Source organism: Pseudomonas sp. Leaf15 (assembly GCF_001421425.1).
Classification (GTDB): Bacteria; Pseudomonadota; Gammaproteobacteria; order Pseudomonadales; family Pseudomonadaceae; genus Aquipseudomonas; species Aquipseudomonas salomonii.
Genome location: NZ_LMKI01000034.1, coordinates 272442 through 293905 on the forward strand (window position 1 = coordinate 272442; position 21464 = coordinate 293905).

Consider the following 21464-nt stretch of genomic DNA (forward strand, 5'->3'; position numbering starts at 1 on the left):
TGGTTTCCTCGCGTAAACCTGAGCACTTATAAGTGCCTTATTGATATTAGGTATACATCTTATACCATCAGATCTCCTTTTCGCTCGGAGCATCTTTTCATGAGTTCTACCCAGCTCGACTCTCTGTTTCAGCCGTTTACGATCAAGTCTTTGAGCCTGAAGAATCGAATTGTAATGGCCCCTATGACGCGCGCTTTCGCCAAGGGCGGTGTGCCTGACGAGCAAATCGCCGCCTATTACCGCAAGCGCGCGGAAAACCAGGTCGGGTTGATTCTGTCTGAGGGGACTGTGGTGGATCGTCCTGGCGCGCGTAATATGTCGGGGATCCCGTTTTTCCATGGCGATGAATCACTCGCAGGCTGGAAGGCAGTCATCGACGGTGTTCATAGCGCAGGTGGCAAAATGGGGCCGCAGATTTGGCACGTAGGCGCTGCGCCCAGCTTCCAGGAAGACTGGGCACCTGCCGGAGGATTCGAGAGCCCGTCCGGGCTTGCCGGCCCGCACAAACCGCTGGGGCAGGCCATGAATGATGAGGCGATTGCCGACACCATTGCGGCATTCGCCAAGGCCGCCGCTGATTCCAAGCGGCTGGGGTTTGATACGGTGGAAATACATGGGGCCCACGGCTACCTGCTGGACCAGTTTTTCTGGCCGGGTACGAATGAACGCGCCGACCGTTTCAATGGTGCAACGATCAAGGAGCGTTCACGGTTCGCAGCGGAAGTGGTCAAGGCCATACGCGCAGCCGTAGGCCCGGATTTCCCGGTGATTCTGCGTCTGAGTCAGTGGAAGCAGCAGGATTACAGCGCCCGTTTGGCGACAACCCCTGAAAGCATGTCCGATTGGCTGGTGCCACTGGTGGAAGCCGGCGTGGACGTTTTGCATTGCTCTCAACGGCGCTTCTGGGAGGCCGAGTTCCCGGAGCTGGACGGCGAGCAGGGTCTGAATTTTGCCGGTTGGGCCAAAAAGCTCACGGGCGCTGCGACCATCAGTGTCGGCTCTGTGGGCTTGTCCGGCGACTTCCTCGGCGCTTTCAGCGGCGAAAGCTCCCAACCGGCAGCGATCGACAATTTGGTAAAGCGATTGGAGAACGAAGAGTTTGACTTGATCGCTGTCGGGCGGGCACTGCTGAGTGACGCGCAGTGGGTAAGGAAAATCCGATCGGGTAACTCGGCCGACTTGAAGCCTTTTAACGTGAAAGACTTGGCCGAGCTGGCCTGAGTTTCGCACCTGCGGCACGTGCAAAACCTTGAGTGTTGAAGGGCTCACCGAACGGTGGGCTCTTTTTTTTGGCTGGAATTTTGGCAATACCTGCCCAGACCGCTTGGCGGGTTACTGCGTTAAAAAGTGGTTTAGCAGAAAAGCGTCGCCACCGATAAAAGGCAGATAATCTGTGCAAACATCTGGCAGCGTATCTCACCATTTGTTGTCGCCATACTCTTTTGTCCGGCGTACATAGCGTTTGCCTCCGTCGGCACTACTGCGCTGAGCGCTGCGCAGTATCGCGCAGCACTATGCTGAGTATAGGTATGGAACGAGATCCATGCTGTCGAGCCGACTTAAGGTTATTGAGCGCCGCTGGGTTAATGAACCTGGCGCAGATCCACCCAGGTTTGGCGCGGCCAAGGCATACTGAGCGGCGATTGAATTCAACCCAGGGAGTCTGTGATGGCATTGGCAATGGAAGTATCGTTCGACGTGACGGCGCAGGAGCGTGAGGCCATCCTCACGCCGCTGAGGGCTTACAACCGCAGCCACACCGGCAAGATGCCGTCCGAAACGGTCGGCATTCTGCTGCGTGACCCCGCTTCTCAAGAGGTGGTCGGCGGTCTTTACGGCGAGATTTCCTTTGGATGGTTGTTCATTGAGCTCTTGAGCATTCCCGACCAGATGCGCACCCAAGGTACGGGCACACGATTGATGCGTGCGGCTGAAGACTTGGCCCGTGAGCGCGGATGCGAGGGCATCTGGCTGGACACTTTCAGCTTCCAGGCGCCCGGGTTTTATCGCAAGCAGGGCTTCACTGAATTTGGCCACATTGCTGATTTCCCACCGGGCCATAAACGCCATTTTTTCCACAAGCGCTTGAGCTGAACGCCCTCAAAGCGCCGGGCCATCCGGCGCCAATCACCGACAAAATTTATTGGTTTGCAGCAACAATTTTTCTTGTTGGACACCTCCCGCCCCCAAGCAGCACAGTTGCCGCCACTGACGCTCGACCTTCCAGGTCAACAATAAAAAACCACGTCGGGCTGCACGCCACTTTCATGCTGTGAACCCTTTGTTCACATCCTGCCGTCATGGCGCCGCAGCGCGCATTCTAGGACTTCATCGTCATGCAAACTGTTGTGAACCTATGGCCTTTGATCGGCGTACTTGTCATCGTGGTTGGCTTCGTCCTGCGCTTCAATCCATTGCTGGTGGTGACTGCCGCCGCCATCGCCACCGGGCTTGCCGCCCACTTCCCATTGGAAAAAATCCTCGCCAGCATGGGCGAAGGCTTCCTTCAGACCCGCGCCCTGCAATTGATCCTGTTGCTGCCCCTGGCCGTCATTGGCCTGCTGGAGCGCCATGGCCTGCGCCTGCATGCGCAGAACTGGATCGCCCGCTTCGAGCGCGCCACAGTCGGGCGCTTGTTGATCATGTATCTATTTGTGCGCGAGTCCACGGCCGCCATGGGCCTCACCAGCCTGGGCGGGCATCCGCAGATGGTGCGCCCGTTGTTGGCACCGATGGCCGAAGGCGCAGCGGAAAAACGCTACGGCAAGCTGCCGGACACGGTGCGCCACAAGGTGTTGGCGATGTGTGCGGCGACCGACAACGTCGGCCTGTTTTTCGGTGAAGACATTTTTGTCGCCTTTGGTGCGATTGCGCTGATGCACACCTTCCTGCTCGGTTCGGGAATTGATGTAGAGCCTTTACACATCGCGGTATGGGGCATCCCGACGGCGATCTGTGCGTTTATCATCCACGCGATTCGCCTGCACCGGTTCGACCGCAGGCTTACTCGCGAGATGACGCCCGTCGCCACGCCGGTGGAGGCTGCGCAATGATTATCTCGATTGAGTACCTGTACTGGCTGGCCGGCATTCTGTTGTTGATTACCGCCGGCATGATCCTGATGGATCGAACTCATCCCAAACGCTGGTCCAGCGCGGTGTTCTGGCTGTTATTCGCCATTCCGTTCCTGGTCGGGGAGCGCTTGCCACCGGTGGTTATCGGCGTGGGCGTGGTGATCATGGCCTTGATCGCTGGTTTGGGCGGCGTGGGGCGTGGCACGCATGCCCAGTTGCATGACAAGTCTGCCCGCGCCAGTGCCGGTCGGCTTGGCCACAAGCTGTTTATCCCGGCGTTGGCCATTCCGCTGACCACCGTGATCGGCTCGGTATTGCTCAAGCACACCGAAATCGGCGGTGTGCCGCTGCTGGATCCGAAAAACACCACCTTTGTCTCCCTGGGCATTGGTTGCCTGATCGCCCTCGGCCTGGCCTGCTGGCTGACCCGCGACACACCGGTACAAGCCTTGCGCGAGTCCCGGCGCCTGACCGAAGCCCTGGGCTGGGCCATGGTGCTCCCGCAAATGCTCGCCATGCTCGGCTTGCTGTTCAATGAAGCCGGGGTCGGCACAGCGGTTGCCCATGTCACCACCACCTATATCAACCTGGATTTCAAACTGGTGGCGGTGATGGTGTATGTATTGGGCATGGCGCTGTTTACGGTGATCATGGGCAATGGTTTTGCCGCGTTCCCGGTGATGACCGGCGGTGTCGGCGTACCGGTGCTGGTGGGCATCTATGGCGGCAACCCGGCGGTAATGGCGGCGATTGGCATGTTCTCCGGCTATTGCGGCACGTTGATGACGCCGATGGCGGCCAACTTCAATATTGTCCCGGCGGCCTTGCTGGAGTTGCCCGACAAGAACGCGGTCATCAAGGCGCAGCTGCCGACGGCACTGATGATGCTGGTGGTCAATATTGTGCTGCTCTACCTGTTGATGTGAGGCGAGGATGCAAACGTTACTGTTGATGGGCTTCGAGCCCTTTGATCAAGACCCGGTCAACCCGTCCTGGGAGGCCGTGCGCCAGTTGGATGGGATGCTTTTGGGTGAGGGTGTGCAGATTGTTGCGCGCCGACTGCCTTGTGCATTTGCCTTGGTGGAGGAGTGCCTGGCTGAGTGGATCACCCAATTGCGCCCGGCGATGGTGATCGCCACGGGGCTTGGGCCTGGGCGCGACAGCATTTCCATGGAGCGGGTGGCGATCAACGTTAACGACGCGCGCATCCCTGACAACCTGGGTGCGCAACCCGTCGATACGCCGGTGGTGGTCGATGGGCCGGCCGCGTACTTCAGCACACTGCCGATCAAGGCCATGGTCAAGGCGCTGCGCGAGGCCGGTGTGCCTGCGGCGGTTTCGCAGACGGCGGGCACTTTTGTGTGCAATCAGGTGTTTTATCTGTTGCAGCATGCGCTGGCCGGCACGGGCGTGCGCAGTGGCTTCATCCATGTGCCGAACCTGCCGGAGCAGGTGGTGGGAACCGGGCTGGCATCGATGCCATTGGTGACAACCGTTGAAGGCCTGCGCCTGGCGGTGCAGGTGGCCTGGAGCACACAGGTTGATGTGGTGCAGGCCGGTGGCCAGGTCAGTTGACCCGGCTCGCGGTGTTCAGGCTTCGCGCCTGGGGAAAAACAACTCAAAACAGGTCACTCCGGCCTCACTGGTGACGCTGTAGCGACCGTTGTGCAGCTGCATGATGGTCGCCACGATCGACAGCCCCAGCCCGTTGGATTGGGCTGAACGTTCCCGCGACTCATCCACCCGGTAAAAACGTTCGAACAGGCGCGGCAAATGCTCGGCGGGAATGGTCTGCCCCTGGTTGCTGACGCGCAGGTGGATACCCTCGGCGTCTGGAATGGCCTGAATCAGCAACTGCGAACTGGGTGCGCCGTACTTGATGGCGTTTGCACATAAATTTGCCAATGCGCGGCGCAACAGCATCGGTTCGGCCCAGATCAGGCCTTCGCCTTCGGCCAGAATGTGGATATCCACATCGCTCGCCAACCCTTCGAAGTAGTCCGCTATACGCTCCACTTCATCCGCCGCATTCAGTTCCTGGCGTTGGCGCAGTGCGCTGGCCGGGTCGGTACGGGCGAGGAACAGCATGTTGTCGAGCATTCGCGCCAGGCGTTCGAGTTCTTCCACATTGGACGCCAGCAGTTGCTGGTAGCTCTCGACGTTACGGCTCTGTTGCAGCGCGACCTGGGTTTCTCCCAGCAAGTTGTTGATCGGCGTGCGCAGCTCGTGGGCCATGTCGGTGGACACCTGGCCCAGTTGTACAAAGCCCTTGGCCAACCGTTCAAGCATGGTGTTGAAGGCGTCGATCATCGGCAGCAGCTCTTTGGGCGCGCCGTGGCTGTCGAGGCGTTCGGCCAGGTTGCCCACGCCGATGCCCTGGGTGTGCACGGCCAGGCGCCGCAGCGGCACCAGCCCGCGGTGCACCAGCAGGTAGCTGACGATGGCGAGGATGACTGCGGCGATGCTGGCGAGGATAAACACACTCAAGCGATAGCTGGCGAGCATCGCCGTGCGTTCGGTCATCAGGCGCCCGGTGGTGACTTGCAGACTGCCCAGGTCGCCCGAGGCGATTGACGCGGCCACGGTGGCGAAGGGCACGCCATTGATACCGGGTAAATGGTGAACGTCGGCGAAGCCCAGTTCACGGTTGGTGGGCACAGGCGGCACATCCGGCATTGCAATATTGCCCGGGTTTACCAGCAGCAACGGCTTTTGCCCCGGCGCCGCGATGCTCAGCACCGACTCGCTGTTGCCGAGCATGTTCTGGAACAGCTCCGGCTTGGTCTTGATCAGGTCCAGGGTGTTGCTGTCCTTGAGCAGGTTGCGCAACTGGTCGGCGCGATAGATCAGCGCGGCGTCGTCACGCTTGATCAGCTCACGCTCAAGCTCGCGGTACAACGCAACGCCCAAGGTGGCGAGCAGGGCGAAGGCGAGCAGGGCGAAGATCAACGCCAGGCGCAGGGTCAGCGAATAATGGCGGCGACGGTTCATGGCTGGGTGTCGAAGCGGTAGCCGATGCCCCGCACGCTGTGGATCAACTTGAGTTGGAACGGGTCGTCGATTTTCAGGCGCAGGCGCCGCACGGCGACGTCGACCACATTGGTGTCGCTGTCAAAGTTCATGTCCCAGACCCGCGAAGCAATCATCGAGCGTGATAACACCTGGTCCTGATGCGTGGCGAACAGGTGCAACAGGGCGAACTCCTTGTTGGTCAGCGTTATGCGCGTGCCGTTGCGGGTGACGCGGCGCTTGAGCACGTCGATCTGCAGGTCGGCGATGTGCAGTTGTTCTTCTTCGCGACTCGGGCCGCGACGCGTCAGGGTACGCAAGCGCGCGACCAGTTCGGCGAAGGAGAAGGGCTTGATCAGGTAATCGTCGGCGCCCAGTTCCAGGCCTTTGATGCGGTCGGCGATGTCATCGCGAGCGGTGAGGAACAGCACCGGCGTGTCGGCCTCTTTGCGCAGGCGGCGCAGCACTTCCCAGCCGTCCATTTTCGGCATCATCACATCCAGCACGATCACGTCGAAGGGCGTTTCCAGCGCCTGGTGCAAGCCGTCTACGCCGTCGCGGGCGAGGCTCACCGAGTACCCCAGTTCCTGCAGGCCATTGAGCAGGTAATTGCCGGCCTTGGGTTCGTCTTCGACTACGAGGATGTTCATGGGAAATGCCCTGGTTCGCTGCGTTGCGCAAGTTTAGCCGGATCAATTGTCACTGGCGCAACCGATGCCTTGTACCTGGTAGTCCAGCACGTGTTCGCGGTCCTGGGAGTCGAGGTATTTGAGTTGCGCCGGGACGATTCCGCATTGGCCGTAGGTGTCGGTGCTCGACAGCACTTTGGCCACGTCCAGGTGCACGAAGAAGCCGGTTTTGTCGTGGATCACGTTAGCGTCGGGGGCGGTGTCGGCAGCGAACGCGGAACCGGTGGCAAGCAAAGCGGCAAAGCCCAAGATAAACAGTTTCATGGCAGTAGCTCTCTTTAAGGGTTGGCTGCCGGGGCTGGCAGTGAGTTCACAGTAACCAGGCACCCCAAACAGCCAACCAACAGGATGATGACAAGTTTGTAATGCGTGGCTTAAGGCTGGCGGCCGGACGCTTCAAGGATCAGGTCGGTGATTTCCCTGGCGTGGGACACCAGCGACAAGTGGCTCGACGGCAGTTCGATGGTGGTGGCGTTCATGCGCTTGGCCAGAAAACGTTCCAGGTCCGGGTTGATGGTCTGGTCATTGCTCGACACCGCGTACCACGACGGTTTGGTGTGCCAGGCGGCATTCACCGTGCGGCCGCTGAACAGGGTTTTGGCGATCGGCTGTTGTACGGCGAACAGCTCCAGGGCTTTGGCGCGCGGCACGTCGGCGGCGAAGTACTTGAGGAAGGCGTCCTGGTTCAGCGTCAGGTAACCGTCGTGCTCGACGACACCGGCGCGCACCGGCGTGCTGGGGTATTTGGCAGACAGGGCGACGAAGTCTTCGTTGGCGTCCGGTGCACGGGCGGCCACATATACCAGCGAGCTGACCTTGGGGTTCGCCCCGGCGTCGCTGACCACGGTGCCGGCGTAGGAGTGACCGACCAGCACGGTAGGGCCGTCCTGTTGGTCCAGCACGCGGTTGGTGGCAGCGACGTCATCGGCCACCGAAGTCAGCGGGTTCTGGACGGCAGTCACATGCAGCCCGGCGGCCTGCAGGCGCGTGATCACCTCGGACCAGCTCGAGCCGTCAGCCCAGGAGCCGTGCACCAGCACCACGTTGTTGGCCTTGACCGGCGCGACAGTGCCGGCCATGGCGGTGCCGGTGCCCAGCATCAACAGGCTGGCGGCGATCAGGCAGAGTTTGCTGGCAGTTTTCATCGTGCGGCCCTTCATCATCAGTGGGAAGTTGTGCCACCCGGTGCGGGTGACTGACGACGCCACTGTATGAAGCGAGGGTGCTGACAAGGCTTACAGGTTCATTACAAACCTGTAATCCAAACGCCAGGTCCGCCAGGTGCTACTGGCGTTTACAAGCGAGAAGGTGACCCGTAGATTGCATCGGGCCGATTATTTGTTACCGCCTATGAGGAATCCACGCAGTGTCCATCCGAGGTTCAGTTGTGTTTAACCAGCGTTACCGCGCCTTCCTGTTCGACATGGACGGCACCTTGCTCAACTCCATTGCCGCCGCCGAGCGTGTGTGGAGCATCTGGGCTGAACGCCACGGTTTGGAGGTGGCGGCGTTCCTGGCCACCATTCATGGCGCACGCGCCATTGACACCATTACCCGTCAGGCGCTGCCAGGTGTGGATCCCGACGTTGAAGCGCAGTGGATTACCGAGGCGGAAATCAACGATGTCGAGGGCGTGGTGGCGATTCCCGGTGCTGTCGAGTTTCTGAATAGCGTGCCCGGTGATCAATGGGCACTGGTTACGTCTGCGCCCAGGGAACTGGCGTTACGTCGCCTGGCCGCGGCAGGTATCGCGCCCCCAGCCGTGCTGGTGACGGCCGAGGACGTTGCCAGCGGCAAGCCGGATCCCGCCTGTTACGTGCTGGGCGCCCAGCGTCTGGGTGTGCCGGTGCAGGATTGCCTGGTGTTCGAAGACGCTGCGGTGGGGATTCGTGCCGGGGAGGCGGCCGGCGCGGATGTGCTGGTGGTCACCGCTACACACCTGACGCCGATCGTCACGGCGCATGCCTGCATTAACGACTATCAGCGGCTGCAGGTTCTGCGTGCCCCAGAGGGTACGTTGCGCTTGCAGCGCCCGGAAGGCTGAAACGAAAAAGCCGAGCCCGTTAGCGGTCTCGGCTTTGTGCGCAGGAAGGGGAGTCGGGTGGCGGCTGCAGTCGGCTGCTCTTGATGCCTTGGCGCGAAAGCACCATTTCCCTGAGGATTTCATTGGCAAGCCGGGCAATCGCCTCGGGGCCACGGTAGTGCGCGCGCACGATGCCGGTAATCGCGAAATGGTCGGTTTCGGGGCCACTCAGGATGGCGGAAAGGGTGCCGTCAGCGTGTAACGTACAGGTGATCGCATAGCTGGGCAAACGCGCCGCCAGGGCCGCTTCGATTTGAGATTTGCTGAGGGTATCCATCTGCGTCAACGCCTTTCAGAAACCGTGCAAGCCCAAGCATAGATCCTGCCGCCGACCTGTAAATACCGGCAATCTGATAGCAAATTAGCGGCCATCAACGTGCGGTTTTCGGATGCTCGCGTTGCGCGGCGCGCTGGCATAATTTGCGCAAAATGGCTTTCTGGATAGGCTGCAGGCAGAACACGAACAGGTAACCGCACAAGAAGAGTGTAAGTTCCATCGACGAACGCTTGCCGGGGTCACTGACTGTTTCGATCTCGAACTTCACGCCATATCCCAGCACCACGAAGGCCAGCCCTATCAGCAGGGCGATCCCCCAAGACTTGGAGGCAAGCGGTTGTTTTGCAATCGGTCTCATCGACGTGCTCCTGAACGCACACTGATGGTAGGGTTATAGTCAGTGGATTCGGCCGCGAATTACGCAACAAGTTCCAGTCGCCAAGGCAGTTTCATCTTGCAGCGTAGCTGAAAGCACAGAGCGCGCCGGTCATGCAGGAACCGCGAGCGTGAGGAAGGGTTTTCGCCAGCCATCACAATGAACGAAAAGGCTGGCTACTGAGTGAAGCGTCAAGGAGTCTGGTTTTTGTCTGGAGCGGTCAGGCCAGCCTGAATGCGCTGGTAGATCTCCTCGCGATGCACGGCAACGTCCTTGGGGGCGTTGATGCCGATTCGTACTTGCTGGCCGCTGACGCCCAGGATGGTGATCGTGATGTCATCACCGATGTTTATGCTTTCACCAACTTTGCGGGTGAGTATCAGCATGGACTTCTCCTTGATTACTTTTAAGGACACATGTTTCAGACAGGGCAGGTGTCGGATGTGTGTAGCTTACTGCTAAGCGCTTCCCTGTGACTGCCTCTTTTAGGACGCATAGAGGCGACATTAATTCCCATGGCGGCATCATACAGGTCTGCGATACATCATTCGCATTGTTTAAGCCAACGTTTATGACGGCCAGAATAGACAGTGAATGATAAAGTTGCCTCTTTATCCTTAAAGGAGCAGGGCAGTGCGTAAAGTAGCGATGGCAATTGCGGTGTTGGCGTTGGCCGGTTGCGGGGAAGGTAAACCGGTTGACGCCCCCAAGGCCAAGCCTGCCGTGACCGAGAGCCAGCCACAAACCGGGGCGATTGCCGCTCAGGAATGGGACGTGTGGGTAGGCCCGCCGGGGCATAAGCTGCAAGCAATCACCGACCTGACTGCCTGGCTGCTTGAACATGGTTTCAATTTTTATATCGTCAAAACAGACGGCAAGGACGAGGTGTATCTAGGCCCGTTCGCGAGCAAGGCCGAGGCTGAAGCCAAGCAGGCGCTGCTGACCGAAAAGCTCGCACGTGCCAAGAAAAACGATACCGAATCCGAGGTTATCGAGCACAAGACTGCGCAATAACCGGCAGAGTGGGCGGCAACCCCGCCCACACTTAGCCGCAGGTCTTAAGGTTTACCGGGCCGACAAACTCGTTACCGCGCCCCATCACACACGCCACAGTCTGGTTGCGCTGGCGCTCCCAGGGTTGCACCGGGTAGGTCTTGTTCCAGGCTTCATACAACTGGCGGTCCTGTTTTGACAGGCGCAAGCCGTATTGTTTGCTCATGTAAAAATACGTTCGGGCGATCATTCCGCGAATAGACGGGCGCGGCATGACTTTTTTGGCCTTGAAATCTACCTGGGTCAGGCATGAACCGTACTGCCCACGTTGCGCCGGCAACCAGCCGAAACTGAAGTTGTTACGGTCGCCATTGACCTCGCCAATGCTCGGCACCAGGTTGTGCAGGTCGGCCTCGGCCCGCTTGAACACATCATCATGACGCGTGCAGTTTTTGCGCCCGCCGGCTTGCCAGCACTGGCGTTGATGCCCGATCTGCCAGGCCGGGACGATATGTTCCCATTCGATGCGTGCGGCACGGTTGGCATTTTTGCGCGGTACGTAACCGCAGGCTTTCAAATCCACGCGGTTGCCGGTGTATTTGCAGCCACAGTAGAACTCCGTGGATTGCGGGGCGTAGAGCTTCCAGGCGACTTTCTTGGCCTCGCTGAAGGTTCGAGGCGCCTGGGCGTGGGCTGTAACGGCAAAAAACAGGCAAAAAACAGCAATAAAACGGCCACTCATTGAATCAATCTTCCTTCGGCACAACCCAGAAAATCTGCACGCCGCCGTCATCCCGGTAGGCGAGGGTGACGTTGTCGTTCTCCGCAATCTCCTCCAGCAAGCGCGCCCATTCCTCCTCAGGCTCATCCGGCAAGCGAAAGATCAAGGCTGCCTTGGCTTTTTGGGCATTGGTCGAATTGATGATTTTTTGCACGCGAACGGCAAGGCGTGCGTACGCATCAGGGGTTGGCGCTGCAGAAGAGGACGTTGCCACGGAGTATTCCTTAGTGTGCTGTACGGGCATACAGTATTTAACTGTTACGATTTTCGCAACTGCTTAAAATTCAGGAGGTTTGTCTGGCAGCGTTTTCAGCGAGGTGGTGCAGCGCGGGGAGTTGTATCGAAGTGTAAGAGCAAAGGTAGAAGCGGGTGAGCCCGCCTCTACCTGTGTTTGCGGGGATCAGTATTCCCAGAACATCCGTTGCAGCTCTTTGCTGTCCTGGGTCTTGGTCAGGGCAACCATCGCCAGAATCCGGGCTTTTTGTGGGTTCAGGTCATGTGCGGCGACCCAGTCGTACTTGTCGTCAGGCTGTTCGGCATTGCGCAGAACGAAACCGCCGGCATTCACGTGGGAAGAACGAATGATCTGCACGCCTTGCTTGCGCAGTTCCTGCAGGGCCGGCACTACCTTGGAAGACACCGAACCATTGCCGGTACCGGCGTGGATGATGGCTTTGGCACCTGCCTGGGCCAGGGCTTTGACGGCGGTGTCGCTCACGTTGCCGTAACCGTAGGCGATTTCAACGTCCGGCAGGCTCTTGATGGTCTTGATGTCGAATTCGGAATCCATGGTGTGACGCTTGGCAGGCAAGCGGAACCAGTAGGATTTGCCTTCAACCACCATGCCCAGCGGGCCCCATGGGCTCTTGAACGCTTCAGTCTTGATGTTGATCATTTTGCTGACGTCGCGACCCGATTGGATCTCGTCGTTCATGGTCACCAGCACGCCCTTGCCGCGCGCGTCTTTGCTGCCGGCAACGGCCACGGCGTTGTACAGGTTGAGCATGCCGTCCGCCGACATGGCGGTGCCTGGGCGCATGGAGCCGACCACCACGATTGGCTTGTCGGTTTTTTCCACCAGGTTGAGGAAGTAAGCGGTTTCTTCCAGGGTGTCGGTGCCGTGGGTGATCACGATACCGTCCACGTCCTTGCTGTCGGCCAGCTCGGCAACACGGCGGCCCAGTTGCAGCAGGTTTTCGTTGTTGATGCTTTCGGACGCAATTTGCATCACTTGTTCGCCGCGTACGTTGGCGATCTGACTAAGCTCAGGAACGCCGGCGATCAGTTGTTCGATGCCGACTTTGGCCGCCTGGTACGTGGCACTGTTGGCCGCACTGGCGCCGGCGCCAGCAATGGTGCCGCCGGTGGCGAGGATCACCACGTTGGACAGTTTGGTCTTGGTTTCAACTTCCTTTGCCTGGGCGGCAACGGGGAACAGCAGCAGAAGGGCGAGGGCGCCCGGAACAAAAGTCTTCAGTGCAGATTTCATTATTTTTCTCTCTGGTTTTTGATGAGTGCTGTAGCAGGTTCATCGAGAACACCCGGGCCGTTCTGAATGCCGCGAGGTGCTTGGAAAGAGCAGGATTTGTACCAAGCCCATGATGTTCGCGGTCATAAATTAACGTGTTGATTTAAAACAACTTATATTGAATTTTAAGATGAGTGGGCAGCCTGCTCGTCCGGCATTCCGAACAGCAGGGTGGTATTGCGTTCGGTTGTCCGAAAACCATGATGGAATATCAACGGTGGGTGTGTGACTTGGGCGCCATAGCCTGTCGTTTTAGACAGCGACCGGGAGAAGCTGAGGTTCAATCCTGCGACCCGCAGGGTGTAAGGGAAGGTAACCGAGCGCCTGGATGAAAGACGCTTTTCACCCGTTGACAAATCTCGACAAGGTTCTCATAGTTTGAACAACGCAAACGTTTGCGAGATGTTTCACAGTGCAAGCGTTGCTCACAATAATCATAAGATCGGAGTGAACCCATGAAGCTGCCATTTGCTGGACGTCTTCTTGCTGTCGCTGTGCTTGCCGCCGCATCCGCTGCTCTGCCCCTTTCCTCTGCCTTTGCCGATGACGCCGCCGCCAAACCCAAGGTCGGCCTGGTGATGAAGTCCCTGGCCAACGAATTTTTCGTGACCATGCAGGACGGCGCCAAGACTTATCAGAAAGAACACGCTGCCGATTTCGACATGATCACCAACGGGATCAAGAACGAAACCGACACCAGCGCGCAGATCGATATCGTCAACCAGATGATCCTCGCCAAAGTGAACGCCATCGTGATCGCGCCGGCGGATTCCAAGGCGCTGGTCACCGTGTTGAAGAAAGCTTCCGATGCCGGCATCAAGGTCGTCAACATCGACAACCGCCTTGACCCGGACGTGCTCAAAAGCAAAAACCTCGATATTCCGTTCGTAGGTCCGGACAACCGTAAAGGCTCCAGGCTGGTGGGTGACTACCTGGCCAAGCAACTGACCTCGGGCGACAAAGTCGGCATCATCGAAGGCGTGCCGACCACCACCAATGCCCAGCAGCGCACCGCAGGCTACAAGGATGCGATGGACGCGGCAGGCATGAAGATTGTTTCCACCCAATCGGGTAACTGGGAAATCGACCAGGGCCAGAAAGTGGCGTCCGCCATGCTGAGCGAATACCCGGACCTCAAGGCGCTGTTGGCGGGTAACGACAACATGGCCCTGGGCGCTGTCTCCGCCGTACGTGCGGCAGGCAAGGCCGGCAAGGTACTGGTTGTTGGCTACGACAATATCGAAGCCATCAAGCCTATGCTGCAAGACGGTCGTGTGCTGGCGACCGCGGACCAAGCCGCCGCGCAGCAAGCGGTGTTCGGTATCCAGAACGCGCTCAAGCTGGTCAAGGGTGAAAAAGTCGAGTCCAAAGACGGCGTGATCGAAACCCCGGTCGAACTCGTCCTCAAGAAGTAATCCTGGCAGCACCCAACAGCGCCCGCTCGTCCTGAGCGGGCGCCCGGAGATTTTCCTATGTCATCTTCCGCCCCGAACGCTGTCCTCTCGGTCAGCGGTATCGGCAAGACCTATGCCCAACCGGTGCTGTCCGACATCACCCTGACGCTCAATCGTGGGGAAGTGCTGGCGCTGACCGGTGAGAACGGCGCAGGTAAAAGCACCTTGTCGAAAATCATCGGCGGGCTGGTCACGCCGACCACCGGGCACATGCAGTTCAATGGCCAGGATTACCGGCCCGGCAGCCGCACCCAGGCTGAAGAGCTGGGCGTGCGCATGGTCATGCAGGAACTAAACCTGCTGCCGACCCTGACCGTGGCCGAAAACCTGTTCCTGGACAACCTGCCCCGCAACTGTGGCTGGATCAACCGCAAGCAGCTGCGCAAGGCCGCGATCGAAGCCATGGCCCAGGTGGGCCTGGATGCGATCGACCCGGACACCCTGGTGGGGACGCTGGGCATTGGCCATCAACAGATGGTCGAGATCGCCCGCAACCTGATCGGCGACTGCCATGTACTGATTCTCGACGAGCCCACGGCCATGCTCACGGCCCGTGAAGTCGAGATGCTTTTTGAACAAATCACCCGCCTGCAGGCTCGGGGCGTGGCGATCATTTATATTTCCCACCGGCTCGAAGAACTCGCCCGTGTTGCCCAGCGCATTGCAGTACTGCGCGACGGCAAGCTGGTGTGCGTCGAGCCGATGGCCAACTACAACAGCGAGCAGTTGGTGACCTTGATGGTCGGCCGCGAGCTGGGTGAGCAGATCGACCTGGGGCCGCGCACCATCGGCGGCCCGGCCCTGACGGTCAAAGGCTTGACCCGCTCGGACAAGGTTCGCGATGTGTCCTTTGAGGTGCGTGCCGGTGAGATCTATGGCATTTCCGGCCTGATCGGCGCCGGCCGCACTGAATTGCTGCGTCTTATCTTCGGTGCCGACCTGGCCGACAGCGGCACCGTGGCCCTGGGTTCGCCAGCCCAGGTGGTGAGCATTCGCTCGCCGGTGGACGCAGTGGGCCATGGCATCGCGCTGATTACCGAAGACCGCAAGGGCGAAGGCCTGCTGCTGACCCAATCCATCAGCGCCAATATTGCCTTGGGCAACATGCCGGAAATCTCCGGTGGCGGCGTGGTCAACAGCCGCGACGAAACCGCCCTGGCCAAGCGCCAGATCGACGCCATGCGCATCCGCAGTTCCAGCCCGGCGCAGTTGGTGTCCGAGTTGTCGGGCGGCAACCAGCAGAAGGTCGTGATTGGCCGCTGGCTGGAGCGCGACTGCGCGGTCATGCTGTTCGATGAGCCAACCCGTGGCATCGACGTCGGCGCCAAGTTCGACATTTATGCCTTGCTCGGCGAATTGACGCGCCAGGGCAAAGCGCTGGTGGTGGTATCGAGTGACCTGCGCGAATTGATGCTGATCTGTGATCGCATCGGTGTGCTGTCCGCCGGGCGCCTGATCGAGACCTTTGAGCGCGACAGCTGGACCCAGGACGAATTGCTCGCCGCCGCCTTTGCCGGCTATCAGAAACGTGACGCGCTGCTCAACGACGCAGTGCTTAGGGAAACCCCATGAAAACCACCTCTTCCCCGGGCAAAACCGGCGGCAACTTCTACGGCCTGGGCACCTACCTGGGGCTGGCCGGCGCCTTGCTCGCGATGATTGCGCTGTTCTCGGTGCTCAGCGACCACTTCCTGTCCTATGACACCTTCAGCACCCTGGCCAACCAGATCCCGGACCTGATGGTGCTGGCCGTGGGCATGACGTTCATCCTGATCATCGGCGGCATCGACCTGTCGGTGGGCTCGGTACTGGCATTGGCTGCCTCGGCGGTCAGCGTGGCGATTCTCGGCTGGGGCTGGAGTGTGTTGCCGGCCGCGCTGCTGGGGATGGGCTGCGCCGCGCTGGCAGGTACCATCACCGGTTCGATTACCGTGGCGTGGCGCATCCCGTCGTTTATCGTGTCCCTTGGCGTGCTGGAAATGGCGCGTGGCGTGGCCTACCAGATGACCGGCTCGCGCACCGCCTATATCGGTGATTCCTATGCCTGGCTGTCGAACCCGGTGGCTTTCGGGATTTCGCCGTCGTTCATCATTGCCTTGTTGGTGATCATCGCCGCTCAGCTGGTGTTGACCCGAACCGTATTCGGCCGTTACCTGATCGGCATCGGCACCAACGAAGAAGCCGTGCGCCTGGCCGGTATCAACCCCAAGCCCTACAAGATCCTGGTGTTCAGCCTGATGGGCCTGTTGGCCGGGGTGGCGGCACTGTTCCAGATTTCCCGCCTGGAAGCGGCGGACCCGAATGCCGGCTCCGGCCTGGAGCTGCAAGTGATCGCCGCCGTGGTGATCGGCGGCACCAGCCTGATGGGTGGACGTGGTTCGGTTATCAGCACCTTCTTCGGTGTGCTGATTATTTCGGTGCTGGCCGCCGGCCTTGCGCAGATCGGTGCCACGGAGCCGACCAAACGCATCATTACCGGCGCCGTCATCGTGATTGCCGTGGTCCTCGACACCTACCGCAGCCAGCGCGCCAGTCGGCGGGGCTGAACCATGGCAACGATCAAGGATGTGGCCGCGCTTGCAGGTATTTCCTACACCACCGTGTCCCATGTGGTGAACAAGACGCGGCCGGTCAGCGAGCCTGTGCGCATCAAGGTGGAAGCGGCGATCAAGCAACTGGACTACGTGCCGAGTGCCGTCGCGCGCTCGCTCAAGGCCAAGACCACTGCGACCATCGGCCTACTGGTGCCCAACAGCCTCAACCCGTATTTTGCCGAGCTGGCGCGGGGTATCGAGGATTACTGCGAGCGTAATGGCTATTGCGTGATCCTCTGCAACTCCGACGATAACGCCGAAAAGCAGCGCAGCTACCTGCGCGTATTGCTCGAAAAGCGCATCGACGGCCTGATCGTAACCTCGGTGGGCGGCGACGACAGTGGCCTTGCCGCAGGCTTGAGCGCGGTGCGCACCCCCATGGTAATTGTCGACCGAGCACTGGACGGCATTGATGTCGACCTGGTGCGTATCGACCACGAACAAGGCGCCTACCTGGCGACCCGGCATTTGCTGGAGCTCGGTCACCGCGACATCGCCTGCATTGGCGGCCCCAGTCATACCCGCGTGGCGCAAATGCGCCTGGCCGGCTATCACCGCGCGCTGCGTGAGGCGGGGGTGGAAGTGGCAGCCAATCGCACCGAGGAAAGTGATTTCACCAGCATCGGTGGTTATGCCGCAGCGGTACAGCTGCTGTCGGAAAACCCGCCCAGCGCGATTTTCGCCAGTAACGATATGATTGGTTTCGGCGTGTTGCGTGCAGCAGCCGAACGCAATATCCGTGTGCCTGGCGAGCTGTCGGTGATTGGTTTTGATGACATTCAAATGGGCCGTTACGTGTACCCGGCGCTGACGACGGTCGGGCAGTCGATCGTGCAACTGGGCGAGACGGCGGCCGAGCTTTTACTGCGACGAATTGCAACACCCCAACTGCCGATCGATCAGCGCATCGTGACGCCGAGCATTGTTTTGCGTGAGTCGACGGCGCCGTTTGCCGGTGTGTTCGCCCAATACCGCTGAACCGAATTGATGAGTACTGATGTATGCCAGCAAAAGTAGTGGTAATAGGCAGCTTGAACATGGACCTGGTCACCCGCGCCAGTCGCTTGCCGCGCGCCGGTGAAACCCTGATCGGCCAGACGTTCTCCACCGTTCCGGGTGGCAAGGGCGCCAACCAGGCGGTGGCCTCTGCACGCCTTGGCGCTGAGGTGGCGATGATCGGCTGTGTGGGCACCGATGCCTACGGCGCGCAATTGCGTGATGCGCTGCTGGTGGAGGGTATCGATTGCCAGGCCGTCAGCACCGTGGATGGCTCCAGCGGCGTGGCGTTGATCGTGGTGGATGACAGCAGCCAGAACGCGATTGTGATCGTGGCCGGCAGCAACGGTGAGCTCACGCCTGCGTCGTTGCAGGCAGCTGATGCGGTCGTGCAGGCGGCAGACGTCATCGTCTGTCAGCTGGAAGTGCCGATGGACACGGTTGGTCAGGCGCTCAAGCGCGGTCGTGAACTGGGCAAGACCGTGATTCTCAACCCGGCACCGGCCAGTGGCCCGCTGCCGGAGGAATGGTATGCCTCGATCGATTACCTGATCCCCAACGAAAGCGAAGCCAGCGCCCTGAGCGGTGTGACGGTCGATTCCCTCGACAGCGCCAAGGTGGCTGCGACGCAGCTGCTCAAGGCGGGTGCCGGTAAAGTCATCATCACCCTGGGTGCCCAGGGCGCGTTGTTTGCCGATGGCAAAGGCTTCGAGCATTTGCAGGCGCCCAAGGTCAAGGCGGTGGACACCACGGCTGCCGGTGACACCTTTGTCGGTGGTTTTGCCGCGGCGCTGGCCAACGGCAAAAGCGAAGCCGAGGCCATCCGGTTCGGCCAGGTGGCTGCCGCGCTTTCGGTCACGCGGGCCGGTGCGCAACCCTCTATTCCTACGCTGCAGGACGTACAAGGTTTTATGCCCTCATGAAAAAGACACCATTGCTCAATATTGCGCTGTCGCGCGTGATCGCATCCCTCGGCCACGGTGACATCCTGGTGATCGGTGATGCCGGCTTGCCGGTGCCGCCAGGTGTCGAGTTGATCGACCTGGCGCTGACCCAGGGCATTCCGGATTTCATCAGCACCCTGCGCATTGTGCTCAGCGAGATGCAGGTGGAAAGCCACGTGCTGGCCGAGGAAATCCTGCTCAAGCAGCCGCCTGCGCTGACGCCACTCAATGTGTTGACCGAACAGGCCGCCCTGGGCGAGCGCCGTTTGGTCAGCCATGAAGACTTCAAGCAGCTCAGCCGCAAGGCCCGCGCGGTGGTGCGCACGGGCGAATGCCAGCCGTATTGCAATATCGCGCTGGTGTCCGGCGTTACCTTCTAGAGTTTCCCTACGACAAGGAGTGTTTCATGCAACGTGGTCTTCCAACCCTGAAGAATCTATTTCGGAGTGTCCTGCTTTTGTCCGCACTCACCGCAGCCAGCGCCCACGCGGCGGAAAAAATCGACCTGATCATCGACACCGACCCAGGCGCCGATGACGTCGTGGCGTTGCTGTTTGCCATGGCTTCCCCGCAGGAGCTGAGCATTCGTGCGCTGACCACCGTCGCCGGTAACGTGCGCCTCGACAAGACCTCCCGCAACGCGCGCCTGGCCCGCGAGTGGGCAGGGCGCGAGGACATCCCGGTATACGCCGGCGCGCCGAAACCCATGCTGCGCACGCCGATCTATGCGGAGAACATCCACGGCAAGGAAGGCATTTCCGGGGTCGCCGTGCATGAGCCGAAAAAAGGCCTGGCCGAAGGCAATGCCGTTGACTACCTGATCAAGACCCTGAGCACCGCCAAGCCTCACAGCATCACTATCGCCATGCTCGGTCCACAGACCAATCTGGCACTGGCGTTGACCCAGGCGCCGGAGATCACCCAAGGCATCAAGGAAGTGGTGGTGATGGGCGGGGCGCATTTTAATGGCGGCAATATCACCCCGGTGGCTGAGTTCAACCTGTTCGCAGACCCTGTCGCGGCTGAAATCGTGCTCAAGAGTGGCGTCAAGCTGACTTACCTGCCGCTGGACGTGACCCACAAGGTGCTGACCAGTGACGCGCGCCTGAAACAGATTGCCGACATCAAGAACAATGCGAGCAAGGTGGTGGGCGATATTCTCAATGAATACGTCAAGGGTGACATGGAGCACTACGGCATCCCCGGTGGCCCGGTGCATGACGCTACCGTGATTGCCTACCTGCTCAAGCCTTCCCTGTTCAGCGGCCGTGAAGTCAACGTGGTGATCGACAGCCGCGAAGGCCCTACCTTCGGCCAGACCGTCGTCGACTGGTATGACGGCCTCAAGCAGCCGAAGAACGCATTCTGGGTTGAGAACGGCGACGCCCAAGGCTTCTTCGATCTGCTGACCGAGCGCCTGGCACGTCTGAAGTAAGCTGTTTGCCGGTCGGCGTTCGCCGGCCGGGTCTTATTCGCGCTCGGGGTTGTGGGCGCCCATGTGGTCGGCCGGGTATTTCTCGAATACCTGGCCGATGAAGGCCTGTGCGGCCTGCGTGCCGAGTTCCTTGACCAGCAGGTCGATTCCGATGATGGCCAACTCCTCCGTGCTTCCGGGGCTGTAGGAGCTTTGTCCTTGAGGCCACTTGGCTTTGATGTCGGCTTGGAGGGTTACGGTACTCATGGTCGGGGCTCACGGGGCTGGAATGCTGGGCAGTGCGCTGGAGCGCGCTTTTAACCGGGGCAGTTAACCATTTTTGCGCGGCGTTTGGCAGTGCTACTTAGGCATGAGACGTTTCGGGATGAGGCCGATGCTGTGCGACACTGTTGGCCTATTCAACTACCGGGGACACCAGGTGCAGATCGATTTGAACAACCCCGAGAACCTCACGCTTAAGGCCGTGCGCGAATTGCTCGCGAGTGCCAGTGACGATGAACATACCCAACTGCGGGTGACCAAGGGCGGTATCGCCTATATCTCGTCCGGGAAGGCCGTAGGCGGAGTCGACATCGATGGCCTGCTGTTTCGCCTCGAGACCTGGGCCAAAGGTTCGGGTTATGTCGGTAACGTCGCCGCCAGTGATGAAGTCTGGGTCCGGCAGATTTTCAATGCGCTGCAGCAGAACTGGCCAAAGCCACCGTTTGACTACATCGACATCTACTGAATTCGTTCATATCTGGTGACGATTGATCGAGCGAATGCTCGCCGTGAGTCAGGCAGACTTACCCTTCGGCGATTTACGTCTTGAAACCAAACCGCCAGATCGCTGTCGCACGATCTCTGTCCATTTTTTTCATAGGAGGCTTCATGCCTTGGAAGCTCGCATCATTCGGTACTTTGTTGGCAGCACTCGCGTTGGCGGGTTGCAGCACCCCGGGTGCACCTGAGCCAGGCAAAGATGCCGCCGTTGCCGATGCAGGTCACACCCGCTGCGAATCGAAGGCCGCCGAATTCGCCATCGGCCAGAAAGCCTCGCCTCAATTGCTGGAGCAGGCGCGTACCCGTGCCGGCGCGCAGAACGCACGGATCCTCAAGCCTAACGACATGATCACCCTGGAGTACCGCTCCGACCGTCTGAACCTGAACACCGACGACAACCTGGTGATCACGCGGGTCAACTGCGGCTGATCGCCTTGCGGCTTTTGCAGCGCCCATAAAAAACCCCGTC

At 59.9% G+C, this 21464-nt stretch carries 27 protein-coding genes; 16 read left to right on the plus strand and 11 right to left on the minus strand.

Annotation, left to right across the window (positions count from 1 at the left end; translation table 11 throughout):
* Positions 1–99: 99 nt before the first annotated feature.
* From ASE80_RS24875 to pcp, 5 genes are all read left to right on the plus strand, one after another.
* Positions 100–1221, plus strand: a complete 1122-nt coding sequence (locus ASE80_RS24875; RefSeq protein ID WP_056861258.1) for an NADH:flavin oxidoreductase — start codon at positions 100–102, stop codon at positions 1219–1221.
* Positions 1222–1668: 447 nt separating this feature from the next.
* The gene (locus tag ASE80_RS24880) at positions 1669–2094 is read left to right on the plus strand and encodes a GNAT family N-acetyltransferase (protein WP_056861259.1); all 426 of its coding nucleotides are present in this window, start codon (positions 1669–1671) and stop codon (positions 2092–2094) included.
* 242 nt (positions 2095–2336) lie between these two features.
* Positions 2337–3053, plus strand: a complete 717-nt coding sequence (locus ASE80_RS24885) for a DUF969 domain-containing protein (RefSeq protein ID WP_056861260.1) — start codon at positions 2337–2339, stop codon at positions 3051–3053.
* Positions 3050–4000 carry a DUF979 domain-containing protein gene (locus ASE80_RS24890; RefSeq protein ID WP_056861261.1) on the plus strand — a complete coding sequence of 317 codons (951 nt, stop codon included), beginning with the start codon at positions 3050–3052 and terminating at the stop codon, positions 3998–4000. Before ASE80_RS24885 ends, ASE80_RS24890 begins: the two co-directional genes overlap by 4 nt.
* A 7-nt stretch (positions 4001–4007) precedes the next feature.
* The gene (gene pcp, locus ASE80_RS24895) at positions 4008–4649 is read left to right on the plus strand and encodes a pyroglutamyl-peptidase I (protein ID WP_056861262.1); all 642 of its coding nucleotides are present in this window, start codon (positions 4008–4010) and stop codon (positions 4647–4649) included.
* A 15-nt stretch (positions 4650–4664) separates the two neighbouring features.
* Here the strand turns inward: pcp and ASE80_RS24900 are convergent, their stop codons facing one another.
* The 4 genes from ASE80_RS24900 to ASE80_RS24915 form a co-directional block, all read right to left on the minus strand.
* The gene (locus ASE80_RS24900) at positions 4665–6065 is read right to left on the minus strand and encodes a heavy metal sensor histidine kinase (RefSeq protein ID WP_056861263.1); all 1401 of its coding nucleotides are present in this window, start codon (positions 6063–6065) and stop codon (positions 4665–4667) included.
* Complete coding sequence (locus ASE80_RS24905; protein WP_056861264.1) at positions 6062–6733, minus strand: heavy metal response regulator transcription factor; 672 nt, start codon at positions 6731–6733, stop codon at positions 6062–6064. The genes ASE80_RS24900 and ASE80_RS24905 overlap by 4 nt, the downstream gene beginning before the upstream one ends.
* A gap of 42 nt (positions 6734–6775) precedes the next feature.
* Complete coding sequence (locus tag ASE80_RS24910) at positions 6776–7036, minus strand: DUF2790 domain-containing protein (RefSeq protein ID WP_056861265.1); 261 nt, start codon at positions 7034–7036, stop codon at positions 6776–6778.
* Between the two features lie 110 nt (positions 7037–7146).
* Complete coding sequence (locus ASE80_RS24915; RefSeq protein ID WP_056861266.1) at positions 7147–7917, minus strand: alpha/beta fold hydrolase; 771 nt, start codon at positions 7915–7917, stop codon at positions 7147–7149.
* A 221-nt stretch (positions 7918–8138) separates the two neighbouring features.
* Between ASE80_RS24915 and ASE80_RS24920 the strand changes: the two genes are divergently transcribed.
* Positions 8139–8816: an HAD family hydrolase gene (locus ASE80_RS24920; protein WP_056861267.1), complete on the plus strand. Its 678-nt coding sequence runs from the start codon at positions 8139–8141 to the stop codon at positions 8814–8816.
* A 19-nt stretch (positions 8817–8835) separates the two neighbouring features.
* Here ASE80_RS24920 and ASE80_RS24925 read toward each other — a convergent pair whose 3' ends face one another.
* The 3 genes from ASE80_RS24925 to csrA form a co-directional block, all read right to left on the minus strand.
* Positions 8836–9132, minus strand: coding sequence for a hypothetical protein (locus ASE80_RS24925; protein ID WP_056861268.1), 297 nt, complete (start codon positions 9130–9132; stop codon positions 8836–8838).
* Positions 9133–9226: 94 nt separating this feature from the next.
* Positions 9227–9490: a hypothetical protein gene (locus ASE80_RS24930; protein WP_017138763.1), complete on the minus strand. Its 264-nt coding sequence runs from the start codon at positions 9488–9490 to the stop codon at positions 9227–9229.
* A gap of 209 nt (positions 9491–9699) precedes the next feature.
* Positions 9700–9894, minus strand: coding sequence for a carbon storage regulator CsrA (gene csrA, locus ASE80_RS24935; protein WP_003192511.1), 195 nt, complete (start codon positions 9892–9894; stop codon positions 9700–9702).
* Between the two features lie 262 nt (positions 9895–10156).
* On the opposite strand from csrA, the gene ASE80_RS24940 reads away from it, so the two are divergent.
* Complete coding sequence (locus ASE80_RS24940; protein ID WP_056861269.1) at positions 10157–10522, plus strand: SPOR domain-containing protein; 366 nt, start codon at positions 10157–10159, stop codon at positions 10520–10522.
* A 31-nt stretch (positions 10523–10553) separates the two neighbouring features.
* On the opposite strand, the gene ASE80_RS24945 is transcribed toward ASE80_RS24940, so the two are convergent.
* The 3 genes from ASE80_RS24945 to ASE80_RS24955 all read right to left on the minus strand — a co-directional run bounded on the left by ASE80_RS24945 (position 10554) and on the right by ASE80_RS24955 (position 12771).
* A complete protein-coding gene (locus ASE80_RS24945; protein ID WP_056861270.1) occupies positions 10554–11243 on the minus strand; it encodes an endonuclease in 690 nt (229 codons plus the stop codon).
* 4 nt (positions 11244–11247) lie between these two features.
* A complete protein-coding gene (locus ASE80_RS24950; RefSeq protein ID WP_017138765.1) occupies positions 11248–11496 on the minus strand; it encodes a DUF1654 domain-containing protein in 249 nt (82 codons plus the stop codon).
* Between the two features lie 186 nt (positions 11497–11682).
* Positions 11683–12771: an asparaginase gene (locus ASE80_RS24955; protein ID WP_056861272.1), complete on the minus strand. Its 1089-nt coding sequence runs from the start codon at positions 12769–12771 to the stop codon at positions 11683–11685.
* A gap of 494 nt (positions 12772–13265) precedes the next feature.
* On the opposite strand from ASE80_RS24955, the gene ASE80_RS24960 reads away from it, so the two are divergent.
* From ASE80_RS24960 to ASE80_RS24990, 7 genes are read left to right on the plus strand one after another with little or no spacing between them, the layout of a single operon-like run.
* Positions 13266–14225, plus strand: coding sequence for a sugar ABC transporter substrate-binding protein (locus tag ASE80_RS24960; protein WP_056861273.1), 960 nt, complete (start codon positions 13266–13268; stop codon positions 14223–14225).
* Between the two features lie 57 nt (positions 14226–14282).
* Positions 14283–15836 carry a sugar ABC transporter ATP-binding protein gene (locus ASE80_RS24965; protein WP_017138768.1) on the plus strand — a complete coding sequence of 518 codons (1554 nt, stop codon included), beginning with the start codon at positions 14283–14285 and terminating at the stop codon, positions 15834–15836.
* Positions 15833–16810, plus strand: coding sequence for an ABC transporter permease (locus ASE80_RS24970; RefSeq protein ID WP_017138769.1), 978 nt, complete (start codon positions 15833–15835; stop codon positions 16808–16810). The genes ASE80_RS24965 and ASE80_RS24970 overlap by 4 nt, the downstream gene beginning before the upstream one ends.
* Before the next feature lie 3 nt (positions 16811–16813).
* Positions 16814–17836, plus strand: coding sequence for a LacI family DNA-binding transcriptional regulator (locus ASE80_RS24975; RefSeq protein WP_056861274.1), 1023 nt, complete (start codon positions 16814–16816; stop codon positions 17834–17836).
* A 23-nt stretch (positions 17837–17859) separates the two neighbouring features.
* On the plus strand, positions 17860–18777 hold the full coding sequence (gene rbsK / locus ASE80_RS24980; RefSeq protein ID WP_056861275.1) for a ribokinase: 918 nt from the start codon (positions 17860–17862) through the stop codon (positions 18775–18777).
* Positions 18774–19178: a D-ribose pyranase gene (gene rbsD, locus ASE80_RS24985; RefSeq protein ID WP_056861276.1), complete on the plus strand. Its 405-nt coding sequence runs from the start codon at positions 18774–18776 to the stop codon at positions 19176–19178. The genes rbsK and rbsD overlap by 4 nt, the downstream gene beginning before the upstream one ends.
* A 26-nt stretch (positions 19179–19204) precedes the next feature.
* Positions 19205–20233 carry a nucleoside hydrolase gene (locus tag ASE80_RS24990; protein WP_017138773.1) on the plus strand — a complete coding sequence of 343 codons (1029 nt, stop codon included), beginning with the start codon at positions 19205–19207 and terminating at the stop codon, positions 20231–20233.
* 33 nt (positions 20234–20266) lie between these two features.
* Here ASE80_RS24990 and ASE80_RS24995 read toward each other — a convergent pair whose 3' ends face one another.
* Complete coding sequence (locus ASE80_RS24995; protein WP_056861277.1) at positions 20267–20479, minus strand: hypothetical protein; 213 nt, start codon at positions 20477–20479, stop codon at positions 20267–20269.
* 172 nt (positions 20480–20651) lie between these two features.
* On the opposite strand from ASE80_RS24995, the gene ASE80_RS25000 reads away from it, so the two are divergent.
* Together ASE80_RS25000 and ASE80_RS25005 are read left to right on the plus strand one after the other, a co-directional pair.
* Positions 20652–20960 (plus strand): hypothetical protein, encoded by a 309-nt coding sequence (locus ASE80_RS25000; protein WP_056861424.1) that lies wholly within the window; start codon positions 20652–20654, stop codon positions 20958–20960.
* A gap of 143 nt (positions 20961–21103) precedes the next feature.
* Entirely contained in the window at positions 21104–21424 is a 321-nt protein-coding gene (locus ASE80_RS25005) for an I78 family peptidase inhibitor (RefSeq protein ID WP_017138776.1), read from the plus strand.
* Positions 21425–21464: the final 40 nt, after the last annotated feature.

What these genes read in the sequence shown, in the direction of transcription:
- ASE80_RS24875 (WP_056861258.1), top strand. Translation starts at nt 100, where the DNA reads ATGAGTTCTACCCAGCTCGACTCTCTGTTTCAGCCGTTTACGATCAAG.
- ASE80_RS24880 (WP_056861259.1), top strand. Translation starts at nt 1,669, where the DNA reads ATGGCATTGGCAATGGAAGTATCGTTCGACGTGACGGCGCAGGAGCGT.
- ASE80_RS24885 (WP_056861260.1), top strand. Translation starts at nt 2,337, where the DNA reads ATGCAAACTGTTGTGAACCTATGGCCTTTGATCGGCGTACTTGTCATC.
- ASE80_RS24890 (WP_056861261.1), top strand. Translation starts at nt 3,050, where the DNA reads ATGATTATCTCGATTGAGTACCTGTACTGGCTGGCCGGCATTCTGTTG.
- pcp (WP_056861262.1), top strand. Translation starts at nt 4,008, where the DNA reads ATGCAAACGTTACTGTTGATGGGCTTCGAGCCCTTTGATCAAGACCCG.
- ASE80_RS24900 (WP_056861263.1), bottom strand. Translation starts at nt 6,065, where the DNA reads ATGAACCGTCGCCGCCATTATTCGCTGACCCTGCGCCTGGCGTTGATC.
- ASE80_RS24905 (WP_056861264.1), bottom strand. Translation starts at nt 6,733, where the DNA reads ATGAACATCCTCGTAGTCGAAGACGAACCCAAGGCCGGCAATTACCTG.
- ASE80_RS24910 (WP_056861265.1), bottom strand. Translation starts at nt 7,036, where the DNA reads ATGAAACTGTTTATCTTGGGCTTTGCCGCTTTGCTTGCCACCGGTTCC.
- ASE80_RS24915 (WP_056861266.1), bottom strand. Translation starts at nt 7,917, where the DNA reads ATGAAAACTGCCAGCAAACTCTGCCTGATCGCCGCCAGCCTGTTGATG.
- ASE80_RS24925 (WP_056861268.1), bottom strand. Translation starts at nt 9,132, where the DNA reads ATGGATACCCTCAGCAAATCTCAAATCGAAGCGGCCCTGGCGGCGCGT.
- ASE80_RS24930 (WP_017138763.1), bottom strand. Translation starts at nt 9,490, where the DNA reads ATGAGACCGATTGCAAAACAACCGCTTGCCTCCAAGTCTTGGGGGATC.
- csrA (WP_003192511.1), bottom strand. Translation starts at nt 9,894, where the DNA reads ATGCTGATACTCACCCGCAAAGTTGGTGAAAGCATAAACATCGGTGAT.
- ASE80_RS24940 (WP_056861269.1), top strand. Translation starts at nt 10,157, where the DNA reads ATGGCAATTGCGGTGTTGGCGTTGGCCGGTTGCGGGGAAGGTAAACCG.
- ASE80_RS24945 (WP_056861270.1), bottom strand. Translation starts at nt 11,243, where the DNA reads ATGAGTGGCCGTTTTATTGCTGTTTTTTGCCTGTTTTTTGCCGTTACA.
- ASE80_RS24955 (WP_056861272.1), bottom strand. Translation starts at nt 12,771, where the DNA reads ATGAAATCTGCACTGAAGACTTTTGTTCCGGGCGCCCTCGCCCTTCTG.
- ASE80_RS24960 (WP_056861273.1), top strand. Translation starts at nt 13,266, where the DNA reads ATGAAGCTGCCATTTGCTGGACGTCTTCTTGCTGTCGCTGTGCTTGCC.
- ASE80_RS24965 (WP_017138768.1), top strand. Translation starts at nt 14,283, where the DNA reads ATGTCATCTTCCGCCCCGAACGCTGTCCTCTCGGTCAGCGGTATCGGC.
- ASE80_RS24970 (WP_017138769.1), top strand. Translation starts at nt 15,833, where the DNA reads ATGAAAACCACCTCTTCCCCGGGCAAAACCGGCGGCAACTTCTACGGC.
- ASE80_RS24975 (WP_056861274.1), top strand. Translation starts at nt 16,814, where the DNA reads ATGGCAACGATCAAGGATGTGGCCGCGCTTGCAGGTATTTCCTACACC.
- rbsK (WP_056861275.1), top strand. Translation starts at nt 17,860, where the DNA reads ATGCCAGCAAAAGTAGTGGTAATAGGCAGCTTGAACATGGACCTGGTC.
- rbsD (WP_056861276.1), top strand. Translation starts at nt 18,774, where the DNA reads ATGAAAAAGACACCATTGCTCAATATTGCGCTGTCGCGCGTGATCGCA.
- ASE80_RS24990 (WP_017138773.1), top strand. Translation starts at nt 19,205, where the DNA reads ATGCAACGTGGTCTTCCAACCCTGAAGAATCTATTTCGGAGTGTCCTG.
- ASE80_RS24995 (WP_056861277.1), bottom strand. Translation starts at nt 20,479, where the DNA reads ATGAGTACCGTAACCCTCCAAGCCGACATCAAAGCCAAGTGGCCTCAA.
- ASE80_RS25005 (WP_017138776.1), top strand. Translation starts at nt 21,104, where the DNA reads ATGCCTTGGAAGCTCGCATCATTCGGTACTTTGTTGGCAGCACTCGCG.